At 55.9% G+C, this 15,815-nt stretch carries 13 protein-coding genes; 4 read left to right on the top strand and 9 right to left on the bottom strand.

Going from position 1 to position 15,815, the window contains the following annotated elements; genetic code table 11:
• Positions 1 to 60: 60 nt before the first annotated feature.
• Together BMW97_RS04240 and manA are read right to left on the bottom strand one after the other, a co-directional pair.
• Positions 61 to 1,593 carry a YdgA family protein gene (locus tag BMW97_RS04240; protein WP_045910341.1) on the bottom strand — a complete coding sequence of 511 codons (1,533 nt, stop codon included), beginning with the start codon at positions 1,591 to 1,593 and terminating at the stop codon, positions 61 to 63.
• A gap of 214 nt (positions 1,594 to 1,807) precedes the next feature.
• A complete protein-coding gene (manA, locus tag BMW97_RS04235; protein WP_045910342.1) occupies positions 1,808 to 2,992 on the bottom strand; it encodes a mannose-6-phosphate isomerase in 1,185 nt (394 codons plus the stop codon).
• 199 nt (positions 2,993 to 3,191) lie between these two features.
• Between manA and fumA the strand changes: the two genes are divergently transcribed.
• A complete protein-coding gene (fumA, locus tag BMW97_RS04230; RefSeq protein ID WP_028012930.1) occupies positions 3,192 to 4,838 on the top strand; it encodes a class I fumarate hydratase FumA in 1,647 nt (548 codons plus the stop codon).
• A 182-nt stretch (positions 4,839 to 5,020) separates the two neighbouring features.
• Positions 5,021 to 6,415, top strand: coding sequence for a class II fumarate hydratase (gene fumC, locus BMW97_RS04225; protein WP_025911542.1), 1,395 nt, complete (start codon positions 5,021 to 5,023; stop codon positions 6,413 to 6,415).
• Here the strand turns inward: fumC and tus are convergent, their stop codons facing one another.
• The 4 genes from tus to rstA form a co-directional block, all read right to left on the bottom strand.
• Positions 6,416 to 7,345 carry a DNA replication terminus site-binding protein gene (gene tus / locus BMW97_RS04220; RefSeq protein WP_045910343.1) on the bottom strand — a complete coding sequence of 310 codons (930 nt, stop codon included), beginning with the start codon at positions 7,343 to 7,345 and terminating at the stop codon, positions 6,416 to 6,418.
• A 74-nt stretch (positions 7,346 to 7,419) separates the two neighbouring features.
• Positions 7,420 to 8,718, bottom strand: coding sequence for a two-component system sensor histidine kinase RstB (gene rstB / locus BMW97_RS04215; RefSeq protein WP_045910344.1), 1,299 nt, complete (start codon positions 8,716 to 8,718; stop codon positions 7,420 to 7,422).
• 75 nt (positions 8,719 to 8,793) lie between these two features.
• Complete coding sequence (locus tag BMW97_RS04210; RefSeq protein ID WP_045910345.1) at positions 8,794 to 9,054, bottom strand: hypothetical protein; 261 nt, start codon at positions 9,052 to 9,054, stop codon at positions 8,794 to 8,796.
• 244 nt (positions 9,055 to 9,298) lie between these two features.
• Positions 9,299 to 10,015: a two-component system response regulator RstA gene (gene rstA / locus BMW97_RS04205; RefSeq protein ID WP_021241154.1), complete on the bottom strand. Its 717-nt coding sequence runs from the start codon at positions 10,013 to 10,015 to the stop codon at positions 9,299 to 9,301.
• Positions 10,016 to 10,143: 128 nt separating this feature from the next.
• Here rstA and BMW97_RS04200 point away from each other — a divergent pair, with 128 nt between their 5' ends.
• Positions 10,144 to 10,479, top strand: coding sequence for a GlpM family protein (locus tag BMW97_RS04200; protein ID WP_045910346.1), 336 nt, complete (start codon positions 10,144 to 10,146; stop codon positions 10,477 to 10,479).
• Here BMW97_RS04200 and folM read toward each other — a convergent pair.
• The 3 genes from folM to ydgH form a co-directional block, all read right to left on the bottom strand.
• Complete coding sequence (gene folM / locus BMW97_RS04195; RefSeq protein WP_045910347.1) at positions 10,476 to 11,198, bottom strand: dihydromonapterin reductase; 723 nt, start codon at positions 11,196 to 11,198, stop codon at positions 10,476 to 10,478. The genes BMW97_RS04200 and folM overlap by 4 nt on opposite strands.
• A gap of 39 nt (positions 11,199 to 11,237) precedes the next feature.
• On the bottom strand, positions 11,238 to 12,620 hold the full coding sequence (locus BMW97_RS04190; RefSeq protein ID WP_045910348.1) for an amino acid permease: 1,383 nt from the start codon (positions 12,618 to 12,620) through the stop codon (positions 11,238 to 11,240).
• A gap of 184 nt (positions 12,621 to 12,804) precedes the next feature.
• Positions 12,805 to 13,749 carry a DUF1471 family protein YdgH gene (gene ydgH, locus BMW97_RS04185; RefSeq protein ID WP_045910349.1) on the bottom strand — a complete coding sequence of 315 codons (945 nt, stop codon included), beginning with the start codon at positions 13,747 to 13,749 and terminating at the stop codon, positions 12,805 to 12,807.
• A gap of 535 nt (positions 13,750 to 14,284) precedes the next feature.
• On the opposite strand from ydgH, the gene pntA reads away from it, so the two are divergent.
• Entirely contained in the window at positions 14,285 to 15,814 is a 1,530-nt protein-coding gene (gene pntA / locus BMW97_RS04180) for a Re/Si-specific NAD(P)(+) transhydrogenase subunit alpha (protein WP_008500544.1), read from the top strand.
• The last annotated feature ends 1 nt before the right edge of the window (position 15,815 follow it).

Here is a 15,815-nt window from a genome sequence, read left to right as displayed (position 1 = left end):
CCGGGTAAGCGTCAGCGCCACCCGGCAATAAAAAACCCCTCATGCGAGGGGTTTTGACGTTTACTGTTGCGGTGCCGCCGGTTCGGCTGGCGCTGCCGGTTCAGCCGGTTCCGGCATCCCCAGAGCAGGCATACCAAACATGCCGACGAAGTCTTCCAGCGGCATTTTGTCGCCGTTGAGCGTGACCTGGCCGTTGGCGTACTGCAGGCTGGTGGAAATCGTGTTGTTGTCCACCTTCGTGATGCGGAACATCTGGCCCATTGCCGCCAGACCTTTCACCTGCTGGTTCGCCAGCTTGCCGGCATCTTCATCGCCGTAGCCTTCCAGTTTCGCAATCTGGGTCATAAACTCGGTCGCCATATCCATCGGGATGGTCAGCTTGCTGTCGAGCGACTTCACGCTGCGATCCACTTCCTGCGCCAGCGTCTGCGGTTCACCCGTTGCAGTGGCCGGATCTTTCAGGAACAGAGACAGGTTGAAGCTGGTTTCGCCTTTGCTGTTTTTCCAGCTCAGCGGCGCAACGGTGATCACCGGCTCGCCTTTCAGCAGGATCGGCAGGTTGTTGAACAGTACCGCCATCGCCTGCTGCTGGTACACTTCCGGATTCTGCTGCAGCGCGGTATCGGTCAGCAGCGCCTGGCTCTCTTTGCTGTATTTCTGGCTAAATTCGTGCCACGCCTGGCCGTCGATATTGCCGATCTTCAGCGACAGTTTGCCGGTGCCCAGATCCTGATTCTGTACTTTCAGGCTCTTCAGCGTGTAATCCAGCTGGGTATTGATGCTCTTACCGTCTTTGGACACGTCGGATTTTCCGTTCACGTCCATGCCTTCCAGCACGGCCATCTCTTTCCCTTCAACCGCAATGGCAACTTTATCGAGAGACAGTTTCTGATCGCCGATACGCTCTTTGAAATCGGTCATGCGGCTGTTGCCGTCGGCTTTCAGGTTGTTGAAGGTGAGCTGAACTTTTTGATTGTATTCGTTCACGGCATTGACCAGGCCGCTTTCCGCTTCACCCGTCAGGGAGAACACGTTCCCGTCGCGGTCCGCGTCAAGTTTGAAGTGACCGCCGCTAAAAGCGACTTTCTCATTCTCTTTCTCGTAGTTCAGCGCTTTCAGGGCAATATCAGAACTCGTGTCACCGGCATAGCTGATGCGGGTGTCGATCTCGAAAGGTGAGGTATTTTTTGCCAGATCGAACAGCGGTTTGGTGACGTCGTTATTCACCAGGACCGTGTGAACGGACGCCATCGACGGGATCAGATTAAAGGACTTCAGCTGCGCCAGCGGGAATGGACCGTGGCTTACCACTTCATCCAGCACCACGCTCTGGCCCGGTTTCAGCCAGCCGTTCTCCGTACCGGCAACCGGCTTCACCACAACCTGCATACGGCTGGTAAACACACCGCGCTCGTAGTTCTGGTAGCTCAGCTCAAGGCCCGCTTCCGGCGCGCTGCGCTTAATCTCTCCGTTAGCCTGCGCCACCATCTCAGCCAGACGGCCTTCCAGCTGTTTCCCGGTAAACCAGGAGGCACCCGTCCAGACCACGCCTAACGCTACAATCACTCCTACCGCTACGACCGATTTTTTCATTGCGACTATCCCTAAAATGAAACCAGGCGGTAAAAACCGCCTGGAGATATTAAGCCTGCAACTAGCTTAGCAAGAGTTGTTAAAAAAATCAGTAAGTCCCTAATACCCGTCATACTTCAAGTTGCCTGTGCGTTGGCTTTCCTCGCTCACCCCAGTCACGTACTTATGTACGCTCCTGGGGATTCGCTGCGTCGCCGCCTTCATGCAACTCGAATTATTTAGGGTATAGCTTATTGAAAACGCGCGCCAGGCGACCGGTGCCGCTTACGCTAACCGGAGACTCATTGGCAGCAACGAATGCTGACTCACCGGGCTTAAGCACCAGACGCTGTTCGCCTTTGTGCAGCGTCGCTTCGCCCTCGACGCAGAACAGGATCGCCGCGCTCTCCTGAGCGACCGACGTTTCGTCGCTGCTCAGGTCGTGCAGGGAGAAGGCAAAATCGTCCACCGGAATCGGGAAGTCCAGCTCTGCGCCGTTTTTCACTGGCTGAGTCAGCAGCTGTGCGGCAGGTTTCGCCACAAACTTAACGTTGGCAACCAGCTCGGGGATGTCGATGTATTTTGGCGTCAGGCCCGCGCGCAGCACGTTATCGGAGTTGGCCATCACCTCCAGCGCCACGCCCTGAAGGTAGGCGTGCGGGGTTTCAGCGAACAGGAACATTGCTTCACCCGGATTCAGCTTCACCACGTTCAGCAGCAGAGGGGAGAACAGGCCGCTGTCGTCCGGATAGAATTCGGAAATCAGACGGATGGTCTCCCACGGTTCACCTTGCTGGCTGTCCAGGGCGGCTTTCAGTACCGCCAGCGCGTGGGACTTCTCTTCACCCTGCATATTCAGCAGGCTGGCAAACAGCTGGCTCAGCGCGTCGGCGTTCGGGTTTTCAAGGAAATGCGCGATAGCGTTATGGGCACCCGCGACCGGCTGCAGCAGGGAGATAATTTCGGAAAACTCGCGGAACGCGTTCATCGCCAGGAAAGGCGTCAGCGCGAACACCAGTTCCGGCTTGTGGTTAGGATCTTTGTAGTTACGCTCGGCGGAGTCTAACGGAATACCTGCCGCGTTCTCTTTCGCAAAGCCGATTTCAGACGCTTGCTTGTTCGGGTGAACCTGGATGGAGAGCGGCTGGTCTGCGCACAGCACTTTAAACAGGAACGGCAGTTCGCCAAAGCGCTGAGCCACCTTGTCGCCCAGCAGCGCGGCTTTGTTGGCCTCTATTACGTCACGCAGGCTGCGTACCTGACCGCTGGCGTCTTCAATTTTTGAGCTGCTCTTCGGGTGCGCCCCCATCCATAGTTCTGCCATCGGCAGGTTGTTCGGGTTCGCGATACCGTAGAGATCCGTTAACGCAGTTTTACTTCCCCAGGCGTAGTTCTGCACTGAGTTAATGAGTTTTTGCATTATCAAGCCCTGATTCAATGATGGAATTAACTTCGGGTATTAAAGCAATAAACCACATGGAAGTAACCTGTGGATGTAAAAAGTCGTACTAGTCTCAGTTTTTGTTAAAAAATTGTGTAGGATAAGCTGACTCGCTTTTAAGCCGGGCAGCGGAACATCTGCCCTGAATAAACAGACCGAAGCAGTAAGTGAGAGAACAATGTCGAATAAACCCTTCCATTATCAGGATCCTTTTCCCCTCAGTAAGGATCAGACCGAGTATTACCTGTTAACCCGCGATCACGTCTCCGTCTCTGAGTTTGAAGGACAAGAGATCCTCAAGGTGGATCCACAGGCGCTGACGTTGCTGGCGCAGCACGCTTTCCACGACGCCTCGTTTATGCTCCGTCCTGCCCATCAGCAGCAGGTAGCCGATATTCTGAGTGACCCGGAAGCCAGCGAAAACGATAAGTACGTTGCCCTGCAGTTCCTGCGTAACTCCGATATCGCGGCGAAAGGCATTCTGCCAACCTGTCAGGATACCGGTACGGCGATCATCGTCGGTAAAAAAGGCCAGCGCGTCTGGACCGGCGGCGGTGATGAAGCGGCGCTGGCGCACGGTGTTTATAACACCTACACCGAAGACAACCTGCGCTATTCGCAAAACGCCGCGCTGGACATGTACAAAGAGGTCAACACCGGCACCAACCTGCCAGCACAGATTGACCTCTACAGCGTCGACGGTGATGAGTACAAATTCCTCTGTATCGCTAAAGGCGGCGGTTCGGCCAACAAAACCTATCTCTATCAGGAAACCAAAGCGCTGCTTACCCCGGGCAAGCTGAAGAATTACCTGGTTGAGAAGATGCGCACCCTCGGCACCGCGGCGTGCCCGCCGTACCATATCGCGTTTGTGATTGGCGGTACCTCGGCGGAAAGCACGCTGAAAACTGTGAAGCTGGCCTCAACCAAATACTACGACGGCCTGCCTACCGAAGGTAACGAACATGGTCAGGCGTTCCGCGACGTGCAGCTTGAGCAGGAGCTGCTGGAAGAAGCGCGTAACCTGGGCCTCGGCGCGCAGTTTGGCGGCAAATACTTCGCTCACGACGTGCGCGTGATCCGTCTTCCGCGTCACGGCGCTTCCTGCCCGGTCGGGATGGGCGTCTCCTGCTCTGCGGATCGCAACATCAAGGCGAAGATCAACCGCGAAGGCGTGTGGATCGAAAAACTGGAAAACAACCCGGGTAAATACATTCCGGAAGCGCTGCGTAAAGCGGGTGAGGGGGAAGCGGTTCGCGTTGACCTGAACCGTCCGATGAAAGAGATTCTGGCGCAGCTGTCTCAGTATCCGGTTTCGACCCGTCTCTCCCTCAACGGCACGATTATCGTGGGCCGCGATATCGCGCACGCGAAGCTGAAAGAGCGCCTGGACAACGGCGAAGGGCTGCCGCAGTACATTAAAGATCACCCGATCTACTACGCGGGCCCGGCGAAAACGCCTGAAGGCTACGCCTCTGGCTCGTTAGGCCCGACTACGGCAGGCCGTATGGACTCGTACGTCGACCAGCTGCAGGCTAACGGCGGCAGCATGATCATGCTCGCGAAAGGCAACCGTAGCCAGCAGGTGACGGACGCCTGCCACAAGCACGGCGGCTTCTACCTCGGCAGCATCGGCGGCCCGGCTGCGGTTCTGGCGCAGGGCAGCATCAAGAGCCTGGAGTGCGTGGAATACCCGGAACTGGGTATGGAAGCGATCTGGAAAATTGAAGTGGAAGATTTCCCGGCGTTTATCCTCGTGGATGACAAAGGCAACGACTTCTTCAAGCAGATCCAGTCGTCCCAGTGTTCGGCGTGTGTGAAGTAATTTTGTAAATTGCCGGGTGGCGCTGACGCTTACCCGGCCTGGATTCTCGTAGGTCGGTTAAGGCGCAGCCGCCACCCGACACCAAAAAGAGCGCACAAAGCGCCATAACGTTTCTCAGAAGTCATCAATACTTATCCCTTAAGCATGTGAGCAATCCCGACAGTGTTATCAAGGAGAAAGTAATGACAACGGTACGCCATGAGAAAGACTCGATGGGCGCCATCGACGTCCCGGCCGACAAGCTATGGGGCGCGCAAACCCAGCGTTCGCTGGAGCATTTCCGTATCTCGACTGAAAAAATGCCCGTCTCGCTGATTCAGGCGCTGGCCCTCACCAAACGCGCGGCCGCAAAAGTGAACCAGGATTTAGGCCTGCTGGCGGCAGACAAGGCCACCGCCATCATAAATGCCGCCGACGAAGTGCTGGCGGGCAAGCATCCCGACGAATTCCCTCTCGCCATCTGGCAGACCGGTTCCGGCACCCAAAGCAACATGAACATGAACGAAGTGCTGGCGAACCGGGCAAGCGAACTGCTGGGCGGCGTGCGCGGCATGGAGCGTAAGGTTCATCCGAACGATGACGTCAACAAGAGCCAGAGTTCTAACGACGTCTTCCCCACGGCCATGCACGTGGCGGCGGTGATTGCTATTCGCGAACAGCTTATCCCACAGCTAAACGTCCTGAAATCTACGCTCAACGAGAAGGCGCAGGCCTTCCGCGACATCGTCAAAATCGGCCGTACACACCTGCAGGACGCCACGCCGCTGACGCTCGGCCAGGAGATTTCCGGCTGGGTGGCGATGCTGGAACACAACCTGAAGCACATTGAGAACAGCCTGCCGCACCTGGCGGAGCTGGCGCTCGGCGGCACGGCGGTGGGCACCGGATTAAACACCCATCCTGAGTATGCGGTGCGCGTGGCGGAGGAGCTTGCGGCCATTACCGGACAGCCGTTCGTCACGGCGCCCAACAAGTTCGAAGCGCTGGCGACCTGCGATGCGCTGGTCCACACCCACGGCGCGCTGAAAGGGCTGGCGGCGTCGCTGATGAAAATCGCCAACGACGTGCGCTGGCTGGCCTCGGGCCCGCGCTGCGGCATCGGTGAAATCAGCATTCCGGAAAACGAGCCGGGCAGCTCCATCATGCCGGGTAAAGTCAACCCGACCCAGTGCGAAGCCATGACCATGCTCTGCTGTCAGGTACTGGGCAACGACGTGGCCGTTAACCTGGGCGGTGCATCCGGCAACTTCGAGCTGAACGTCTATCGCCCGATGGTGATCCACAACGTTCTGCAATCGATTCGTCTGCTGGCAGACGGCATGGAGAGCTTTAACGAACACTGCGCGGTGGGGATCGAGCCAAACCGCGAGCGCATCAGCCAGCTGTTAAATGAGTCGCTGATGCTGGTGACCGCGCTCAATACCCACATTGGCTACGACAAAGCCGCCGAGATCGCCAAAAAAGCGCATAAGGAGGGGCTGACGCTGAAAGCCTCCGCCCTGGCGCTGGGCTATCTGACGGAGGCGGAGTTCGATGCCTGGGTGCGCCCTGAAGCGATGGTCGGCAGTCTGAAATAATCAACTCGCCACGTACAGGTGCAGCCGCGGAATAATCAGCTGTAGCGGCTGCGCCTGGGGTCGGTAACGGTGCTGGACATTTTCAGCATCGTAATTCAGCAACTCACCAATATCCGGCACGATAGCCCCCTGATCGGCATCATAGAGCGCAATCAGCGGCGTTGGACAGGCATACTGCACCTGTTTTTGCTGGCCGGAATACCAGACGCGGGCGATAGGCTGAACCTTCACCGGGCGCTTAATTTTGAGGCGCGTATCCGCCGGTAGCGAGGCGATGCTGTGGTACTCCTGCTCCAGGCGCTCAATCCACTGCTCACGCGACCACGGCGCGACGGTGCGTGGCGCCTTGAGGCTTTTTTCCAGCTGCGCCAGGATCTCATCCCGGGTGAAGTTTTTAATGATGTGCTTATTCGCCCAGCCGAAGCGCAGCGTGGCGGGGTGGCGCAGTACCGTCAGCGTACGATAGGCATTCAGCGTAATTAACCCCGGAAGCTGACGGTGGACCCATTCAAACCGGGCGGCAGGGGCCAGGCCCGACTCCTCGGTAACGATCTTCTCAAATGCCGCTTTCAGGCTGTTGATATGGGCAATCTGGCTTTCCAGCGCCTCGCGCGATACTGCATCGGTTTGCAGACAGATCACGCCCGGCAGCCGCACGGCTGCCTTGCTGCTGCGCTGTTCAGACTGCTGCTGGATAAAAAGATGTCGATAGTGTTTCATCGCCAGTTCCAGCGCGGCCTTGCCGATGTGCTGCTTCACGTCGATGGTGTCCAGCGGATCGTGCTCGGCCCCTTTGACCACCTCGGGCAGGGTAAAGACGCGCGCGGCCAGCAGGCGGCAGGTCTGCAAACGTTCTGTCAGGGTCAGCAGCTCGTGTTCTATTTCCCGAAACGTGCTGTTAAGCCGTTCGATAAGATCGTAGGTCGCCATAAGCCCCTCTCATTAGTTACAACATACTCATGATATAGCACAGCACGCCGGGTCAGGCCAGCGTGCGGTTGAGGTCAGGCAGGAACGGGAAGGGCGATGTTATGGTACACCGGCCAGCTAAAGCAGAAGCGCGCGCCGCCGAGCTCGCTCTCCTCGCAATGTACCGTGCCGCCCATGGCCTGCGCGATAGAGTAGACAATGGCCAGCCCCAGACCACAGCCTCCGGTGGCGCGATCGCGGCTGGGATCGAGGCGGACAAACGGTTCAAACACGGTTTCGCGCGCCTCCGGCGCAATCCCCGGCCCGTCATCCTCTACCGTCAGGCTGGCCTGATTACCCTGCAAATCCAGCCCAATCTGTAGCGTACTTTCGCTGTAGCGCATGGCGTTGTTCATCAGATTGTCCAGCACGCGTTCCATCAGGCGCATATCGAGTGCGCCGTAGTCACCCGGCGTAACGCGTGTCAACAGCGTACGCTGCGGGTTCACGCTCTGAACGTCGTCAATGTGGGTTTGCAGCCACGCGGGCAGATCCGGCGTGCTGAGGTTCAGTTCGTTTTGCGGGCGATCGAGGCGCGCGTAGGTCAGCAGCTCCTCAATCAGCGCCTCAAGCTGGCCAATGTCGCGGTTAAGCGCCTGAGACTCTGCTTCCGTCAGATTCTCACTCATTTCCAGACGATAGCGCAGGCGCACCAGCGGCGTGCGCAGCTCGTGCGCAATCCCGTCGATGAGCTGTTTCTTACTGGCGATAAGGGCATTGATGTTATCGGCCATCTGGTTAAAGGCCACGCCCAGACGTTCAAAGCTGGAACCGCTGTCGAAGTGAATGCGCTCGGTAAAGTGTCCCTCACCAAAACGCTGCGCGGCGGATTCCAGCTTCAGCATGTCCTGCCAGTGCGGGCGCATCCAGATAAAAACCGGAAACGCCAGCGAAATGGCGATAAAGGCCATTAGCGCCATGTCCAGCAGGCGCATCTGATGCAGATAATAGAGATAGGGCACCGGCCCGACGGCCAGCACGTAATGGCTGCGCGGAATACGCTGAATAAAGGTGTATTTCTCATCCAGCGCGACGATATCCCCGTCGCGCAGACGCTGCATGGCGGGCGGGTCCAGATCGAAATCTTTCAACGGCTCGATGCGTAAATCGAATGACAGGTTGAGATCCAGCTCTTTCAGGGTTTTCGCCCAGTCGTGTGGCGGGATCTCTCTCAGCTCGCTGCGCATCAAATACAGCGAGCTTTTCATCAGGTCGTCCAGAGACTGCCTGCCCGCACGTTCGGCAGTAAATTTATAGACCAGCCCGACCAGCATGGTCATCACCAGGAAGCAGACAAACAGTAAAAGATAAAACTGCACAAACAGCTTTTTCATTGGATCTCACCGAAAAAACGCTATATGCAGAATATACATGAAAACCCTTCGGGTTTTTCACGTCAGTCGAGCGTGTTACATGGCTTTCGCGCTGTTTTTTACCTTGGCGATGAATTTTTCCGTCACGGCCAGGCCTTCCGCAATGTGCGTATCAATCACATCCGTTCCGTATTCGCTGATGAGGTCCAGCAGTATTTCGTAAGACTGAATGAGTTCCAGCAGGTCAAAGAGCGCTTTTTGATCGGTGCGTGAGGGGGAGGCGTGGTTCAGGGTTGCCTGATTAACAATCCACTCAAGATTGGTTTTTATCGCTTCTACCTGACCGTAGCTATACATAATTCATGAGCTTAAATCCTCATTTCAAGATTTATTGGAGAGATGTCGTGAAAGCTTCACGGCGAAAATGAGTAAAACAATCGCAAGAGCGGGGCGAGCTGAAGAAAGGAGAGTCGAGAAGGTAATTATGGAATAGTTCGCGTGCTTAGCAAGTTAATTGTTGCGCAAACGTAAAAATAAACGCCCGAAGAGAAGGCATCGTCGCGCAATGCCTTCATTTCGCACAGGTTATCTTATCCGGCGATCAGGTTTCCCACGCATGTGGGGCAAACAGATAGCCCTTGTTACGCACGGTTTTAATGCGGTAGGGCTCGGTGGCGTTATCCTGCAGTTTTTTGCGCAGACGCGAAATCGCCACGTCAACGCTGCGGTCCATTCCGTCGTAGCTTACGCCACGCAGGTTTTTCAGCAGCGCGTCACGGTCCATGATCTGCCCGGCATGCGTTGCCAGCTCCCACAGCAGGTCAAAATCTGCGGTGGAAAGGGCGATAAGCTCGCCAGAGAGCAGCACCTGACGGTTAATCGGATCAATAGACAGCGTACCGAAGCGCATCGCTTTGTGCGGCGTCAGAGACGGCGCCGGTGCTTCGCGTTCGATGCTGGCGTGCTGGCGTAAATGGAGGCGCAGGCGAGCGAGCAGGACGGCAGGCGGCGTGGTTTTCAGAATGTAATCATTGGCACCCATCTCCAGCGACAAAATATGGTTCATATCGCTGTCCAGTGAGGTGAGCAGGACGATAGGGCCCTCCCAACGGGCGCGCAGGTCCCGGCAGAGCGTCATGCCGTCTTTGCCTGGCAACATAATATCCAGCAATACCAGATCCGGGTTTTCACGGACGACCACCTCTTCGGCACGATCGCCGCGAGGTTCAACAATGACGTCCATATCATGTTTACCCAGATAGGCGGCGATCAGCTGCCCGACTTCGGGTTCGTCTTCAACATAAACAATCTTATTCATACAGCGTCTGTTTTCGTGAAAAAAGCCAACATACACCGCGAAACCTTAACCTTCCATTAATCTTTCAAAATTAACGCCGGTTCCGTTATTCTGGCTGATATTGTGAGTTGATTATTATAGGGAAAACGATGGGGCTGGTGATCAAAGCCGGGCTGGGCGCGCTGGTGGTGTTGCTGATTGGCATGCTGGCGAAAACGAAAAACTACTATATTGCCGGGCTGATCCCTCTCTTCCCGACCTTTGCGCTCATTGCCCACTATATCGTGGCATCTGAACGCGGTACGGAAGCGTTACGCACGACCATCGTGTTTGGCATGTGGTCAATCATTCCGTATTTTCTCTACCTGCTTTCGCTGTGGTATTTCACCGGTTTTCTGCGTCTCCCACTGGCGCTGAGCGGGGCGGTGGTCTGCTGGGGGCTCAGCGCCTGGCTGTTAATTTTCTTCTGGAGCCGCTTTCACTAACGCAGCGGTCGGCCGCCGTCCACGGCAAAGGTTCTGCCGGTGACGTAGCAACTGGTGAGCAGGTAATCCACGAGGTCGATGACCTCTTTCTCGCCCGGGGCAATTTTCATGAGCGACTTATTCAGCGCCTGCTGGCGATACTCCGCATCATCGTTTTCGTTGAATAAAATCATCGCCGGGGCGATGGCGTTCACCTTCACCTCGGGGGCGAGCTTGCGGGCAAACGAGCGGGTCATGTTATCCAGCGCGGCTTTACTGGCCGCATAGGCGATGTGCTTGTCGCTGCCGCGCTCCACCACATAATCAGTGAAGTGAATGATGTCGCCCGCAGCATGCCCGTGGCCGCGAAGCAGATCCTGCAGAGCATGGTTCAGCAGATAAGGGGTATTAACATGGATCTGCAACATGGCGGCAAGCGTTTCGCTGAGTGAGGTACCGGATTTTTCGGCCTGCCATGCGCTGGCGTTATGGATCACGGCGCGCAGCCCCGCAGTGGTGGATTTCACCTTTTCCGCAAAGGCCAGAATGCCTTCATCGGTTGAAAAATCAGCCTGAATGCAGACCGCCCCGGCTTTGCGTAACCCTTCAATCGACGGGTATTCCGTACGGTAGCTCACAATGACCGGATGGCGAAGGTTGAGAAAGTGATGGGCGAGAGCGAGGCCGATACGGCGGCCTCCACCGGTGATCAGTATGGGGCGAAGCGGTGCATTTCCCATCGTATTCTCCTTTACAGTTCAACAATGGGAAAGGCGATGCTATCCCACTAACATCCAGGTTGCCGGCACGGCAGCAACCAGTAAGAGTCCAATTAATGCCATTTCGCGGCGTTTCAGCGCGTTCTCCAGCTGATGCGTGCGGCGGGCGTAGATAAACACCAGCAGGCCCGGTGCGTACAGCACCACCGACAGCAGCAGATGCATAGGTCCGGAAGCATACAACAACCACAGGCCGTAAATACAGGCTCCGACACCCACGACATAATGCGCGGGACGAGTGGCAATTTTTAACAAATACGCACCCACTAAGAAATAGGGTACCAGAATCATCTCCGAGGCGATGGTCAGCAGCGTGTTATAGTCTGAACCTGTGAGCCAGATCAGCACCAGGCAGATCTGAACGCTGATGTTGGTCAGCCAGAGTGAGGCAGACGGTGCGCTGTTTTTGTTTTGACGCGCAAACAGCCGTGGGAACGCTTTGTGTGTAGAGGCCAGGAAGGGCACTTCAGCCGCCATGATGGTCCAGCTCAGGTAGGCTCCGCAGACGGAGATAATAAGACCCGCCGCAATCACCACGTCGCCCCAGGGGCCGAGCATTTTCACCATCAGGCCTGCCATTGACGGGTTACGCATTTCAGCCAGTTCAGGACGCGCCACCACGCCCAGCGACAGCAGCGTGACCAGCAGATAAACCCCGAGCGCAGCCAGTACGGCCAGCAGCGTGGCGCGGCCTACATCGCGTTTATTTCGGGCCCGGGCAGAAACCACAACCGCACCCTCAACGCCGATGAATACCCACAGGGTAATCAGCATCGTGTTTTTCACCTGCTCCCAGACGGGGACGCCCAGCGCAACGCCGCTGAAATCGAGCTTAAACACGTCGAGACGGAACGCAATGAAGGCCAGAACGATAAACAGGCCGAGCGGAACCAGCTTCGCGAGCGTCGCCACCAGGTTAATGCTGGCGGCCGTTTGTACGCCACGCAGCACCAGCCAGTGGACGAACCACAGCAGCACCGAGGCACCCACGATAGACTGCCAGGTATTCCCGTCGCCAAAGAGGCGCAATTCAGGCGTATCGGTAAAGAAACTGAGCGCCGAGAAGACAATCACCAGATAGGAGACGTTGGCGATAACCGCACACAGCCAGTATCCCCATGCGGAACAGAAGCCAATCAGCTCGCCGAAGCCTTCACGGGCATAGGTGAAAATGCCGCCGTCCAGGTCCGGGCGAATGCGGGTCAGCAGCAGCATGGCGAAGGCCAGCAGCAATATTCCGACTCCCGTAATGCCCCAGCCAATGATGAGCGCAGACGGGCTGGCGACGGCCGCCATATTTTGCGGCAAACTGAATACGCCCGCACCCAGCATTGAGCTTAAAACGAGTGCAGTCAGAGCACTCAGGCCAAGTTTCTTTTCCATTGGCTTCCTGTTATGAAAGGTCAAAATCCAGAATAATTATTTCGCTCAGGCGCATAAAAATGGTGGATCACACTAAGGCGCGGGATTTTACGGAGTGTAACGAAAGCATGCAATGACGTGTGGCAGAAATTCAAAAAAAGTAACAAAAAAGGCGGCATTGCGCCGCCTTTCTTAAACGATTTTGTTACTTGTACAGATCGGCGCTGATGGTCACGTTGTTTCCACGTTCCTGCCACTGGCGGGTGATGTGGTAGAACTTCGCCCCTTTCTTCGCCGCACGCTTCGCGACCTGGTAAGAGACTTCCGTCATATTGCCGTAGTTGCCGGTAAATTTGATGCTGTCGAACGGCACCATCTGCGCGGCAGTGGCGTTGTTCAGCTCTTCAATTTTGGTACCGTCTGGCAGCGTAACCGAATAACGGCCACCTTTCGTGGACTGCGTTTCAAAGAAACGGCCCACTTCAGCGCTTGGCGCAGCCGTCGTTGCGACGCCTGGGATTTCCACTTTCTTCGCTTCTTCGCCACCTTTCGCTATCGCCGCGCGACCGGCTTCTGAGTTCGCCGGAATCGCATCCGGGCTCTGCAGAACACGTTTTTTCGCATCTTCTTTATAGATGAACGCGGTAATACGCTGGTTGCCGCCCTGGTTAGCATCGACCTGACGCACGATGTAGAACGAGTAGGCCCCTTTCTCTTTCGCGGCTTTGGTGATGGCATCGTTCACTTCAGGCTGGCTGCGGTAGAAGCCCTGAACGGTGACAGTGTCGTACGGTTCCAGCGCAATTGCCTGATCTTTCGGCAGTTCAACAACACCGTTGATCACGCGATTTTTCGGTGCGTCAGCTTTTGGCGCGTTGTCTTTATACAGCGCAATAGTCACGCGCTGGTTACCGCTGTTGCCGTTATCAGACTGGTCAACAACATAAAACGAGGCTGCCCCGTTTTTATCAGCGGCCTTTGATGCAGCGGCGACGGCGTCGCCAATAGAATTATAACGACCCACAATGACCTTATGGTCAAAAGGTTTTAACGCTGCCGCTTGCTCCGGCGTTAACTCTGTTGCGGCATTCGCAGACAGGGCGGTCGCGGAGAGAAGTGCGGACGCCAGGAGTGTGTTCTTAAGCTTCATAAAAATGATCCTTCGCCTTGCGCAAACCATGTACTGGTATTGTTGTTAATTTGAGACGGTCCCGATTATGGCATTTAAAACCCGTCGCTGTCTGCGCCATTTTTCACTGCCTGTGCTCACTGAATCACCTTATTCGATAACATTTAGTGATATGTTGAAAAAACACGCGTTTGACAAGTAAAACTGATAAAGCTTATGACTTTTACAAGTTAATTTAATGTTAATAAGTTGTTCTCTTATGGCGCTATATCATGTTTTTACCGCTTCGCTTGCGCGAATTATCGGTTCTGGCGATGAATTTAAGGTAAATATCACTGTCAGTGACGCCGATCGCTTATTTTTCACAGATAAAGTAAGAAATAGTGTTTTCTGGCGGTAGATCACGGCCGGTATTTTCAGTAGGTTATAGACAGTTTGTTACTGTTTTATTTTCCGGGGTGAATTGTGTCTCATTGCTTGTGTGATGGCGAAAAATGATACAAACCGCGGGCATTTATCGATAAACCATCATCAAAAACCGATGGAAGGGAAAACTATGCGTATTGGGGTACCAAAAGAACGGTTAGCCAATGAAACCCGCGTAGCGGCAACACCGAAAACGGTGGAGCAACTGCTTAAGCTGGGTTTTACCGTCGCGGTTGAAAGCGGCGCAGGCAAACTGGCGAGTTTCGATGACGAGGCCTTTATCCAGGCTGGCGCGGAAGTGGTGGACGGTGCCGACGTATGGCAGTCGCCGGTAATTCTGAAGGTCAATGCACCGGAAGAGAGTGAGATAGCGCTGCTGAATCCGGGCACCACGCTGGTGAGCTTTATCTGGCCTGCGCAAAATCCTGAGCTGATGGAAAAGCTGGCCGCGCGCGGCGTCACCGTCATGGCGATGGACTCCGTGCCGCGTATTTCGCGCGCCCAGTCGCTGGACGCCTTAAGTTCGATGGCAAACATTGCGGGCTATCGCGCCATCGTTGAAGCGGCCCACGAATTTGGTCGCTTCTTTACCGGTCAGATCACCGCGGCGGGTAAAGTTCCTCCGGCGAAGGTGATGGTGATTGGCGCGGGCGTGGCGGGACTTGCCGCCATCGGTGCGGCAAACAGCCTGGGCGCTATCGTGCGCGCGTTCGATACCCGTCCTGAAGTGAAGGAACAGGTCCAGAGTATGGGTGCCGAATTCCTTGAGCTGGACTTCAAGGAGGAAGCGGGCAGCGGTGATGGTTACGCGAAGGTGATGTCCGAAGCCTTTATCAAAGCCGAAATGGAACTTTTCGCCGCGCAGGCGAAAGATGTCGACATCATTGTCACCACCGCGCTTATCCCGGGTAAACCGGCGCCGAAGCTGATTACCCGTGAGATGGTTGACTCCATGAAGCCGGGCAGCGTGATTGTCGACCTGGCCGCGCAAAACGGCGGCAACTGTGAATATACCGTAGCGAATCAGGTGACCACGACCGCGAACGGCGTGAAGGTGATCGGCTATACCGATCTGCCGGGTCGCCTGCCGACGCAATCGTCTCAGCTGTACGGCACCAACCTCGTCAACCTGCTGAAGCTGCTTTGCAAAGAGAAAGACGGCAACATTACCGTCGATTTTGACGACGTGGTGGTGCGCGGTGTGACCGTGGTGCGTGAAGGTGAAATTACCTGGCCTGCGCCACCGATTCAGGTTTCGGCCCAGCCTCAGGCAGCGCCTAAAGCGGCGCCTGAGCCAAAAGAACCTGCCAAACCGGCTTCCCCGTGGCGCAAATACGCGATCATGGCGCTGGTGATTATTCTCTTCGGCTGGCTGGCTGACGTCGCGCCGAAAGAGTTCCTCGGCCACTTTACCGTCTTCGCGCTCTCCTGCGTCGTGGGCTACTACGTGGTGTGGAACGTCTCCCATGCGCTGCATACGCCGCTGATGTCGGTAACCAACGCCATCTCCGGGATCATCGTGGTGGGGGCGTTACTGCAGATTGGCCACGGCGGCTGGATCAGCTTCCTGAGCTTTATCGCAGTGCTGATCGCCAGTATCAATATTTTTGGTGGTTTCACCGTGACTCAGCGCATGCTGAAAATGTTTCGTAAAGGCTAAG

The organism is Enterobacter sp. NFIX58 (assembly GCF_900110475.1).
GTDB lineage: Bacteria > Pseudomonadota > Gammaproteobacteria > Enterobacterales > Enterobacteriaceae > Enterobacter > Enterobacter quasiroggenkampii.
Note: the sequence above shows the minus strand (reverse complement) of the source record. Positions and strands in the feature narration are given on the sequence as shown.

Bases quoted from the DNA above. Each gene is read 5' to 3' on its own strand.
- ydgH (WP_045910349.1), bottom strand. From the start codon at position 13,749: ATGAAGCTTAAGAACACACTCCTGGCGTCCGCACTTCTCTCCGCGACC.
- rstA (WP_021241154.1), bottom strand. From the start codon at position 10,015: ATGAATAAGATTGTTTATGTTGAAGACGAACCCGAAGTCGGGCAGCTG.
- folM (WP_045910347.1), bottom strand. From the start codon at position 11,198: ATGGGAAATGCACCGCTTCGCCCCATACTGATCACCGGTGGAGGCCGC.
- fumA (WP_028012930.1), top strand. From the start codon at position 3,192: ATGTCGAATAAACCCTTCCATTATCAGGATCCTTTTCCCCTCAGTAAG.
- fumC (WP_025911542.1), top strand. From the start codon at position 5,021: ATGACAACGGTACGCCATGAGAAAGACTCGATGGGCGCCATCGACGTC.
- rstB (WP_045910344.1), bottom strand. From the start codon at position 8,718: ATGAAAAAGCTGTTTGTGCAGTTTTATCTTTTACTGTTTGTCTGCTTC.
- BMW97_RS04190 (WP_045910348.1), bottom strand. From the start codon at position 12,620: ATGGAAAAGAAACTTGGCCTGAGTGCTCTGACTGCACTCGTTTTAAGC.
- pntA (WP_008500544.1), top strand. From the start codon at position 14,285: ATGCGTATTGGGGTACCAAAAGAACGGTTAGCCAATGAAACCCGCGTA.
- manA (WP_045910342.1), bottom strand. From the start codon at position 2,992: ATGCAAAAACTCATTAACTCAGTGCAGAACTACGCCTGGGGAAGTAAA.
- BMW97_RS04200 (WP_045910346.1), top strand. From the start codon at position 10,144: ATGGGGCTGGTGATCAAAGCCGGGCTGGGCGCGCTGGTGGTGTTGCTG.
- BMW97_RS04210 (WP_045910345.1), bottom strand. From the start codon at position 9,054: ATGTATAGCTACGGTCAGGTAGAAGCGATAAAAACCAATCTTGAGTGG.
- tus (WP_045910343.1), bottom strand. From the start codon at position 7,345: ATGGCGACCTACGATCTTATCGAACGGCTTAACAGCACGTTTCGGGAA.
- BMW97_RS04240 (WP_045910341.1), bottom strand. From the start codon at position 1,593: ATGAAAAAATCGGTCGTAGCGGTAGGAGTGATTGTAGCGTTAGGCGTG.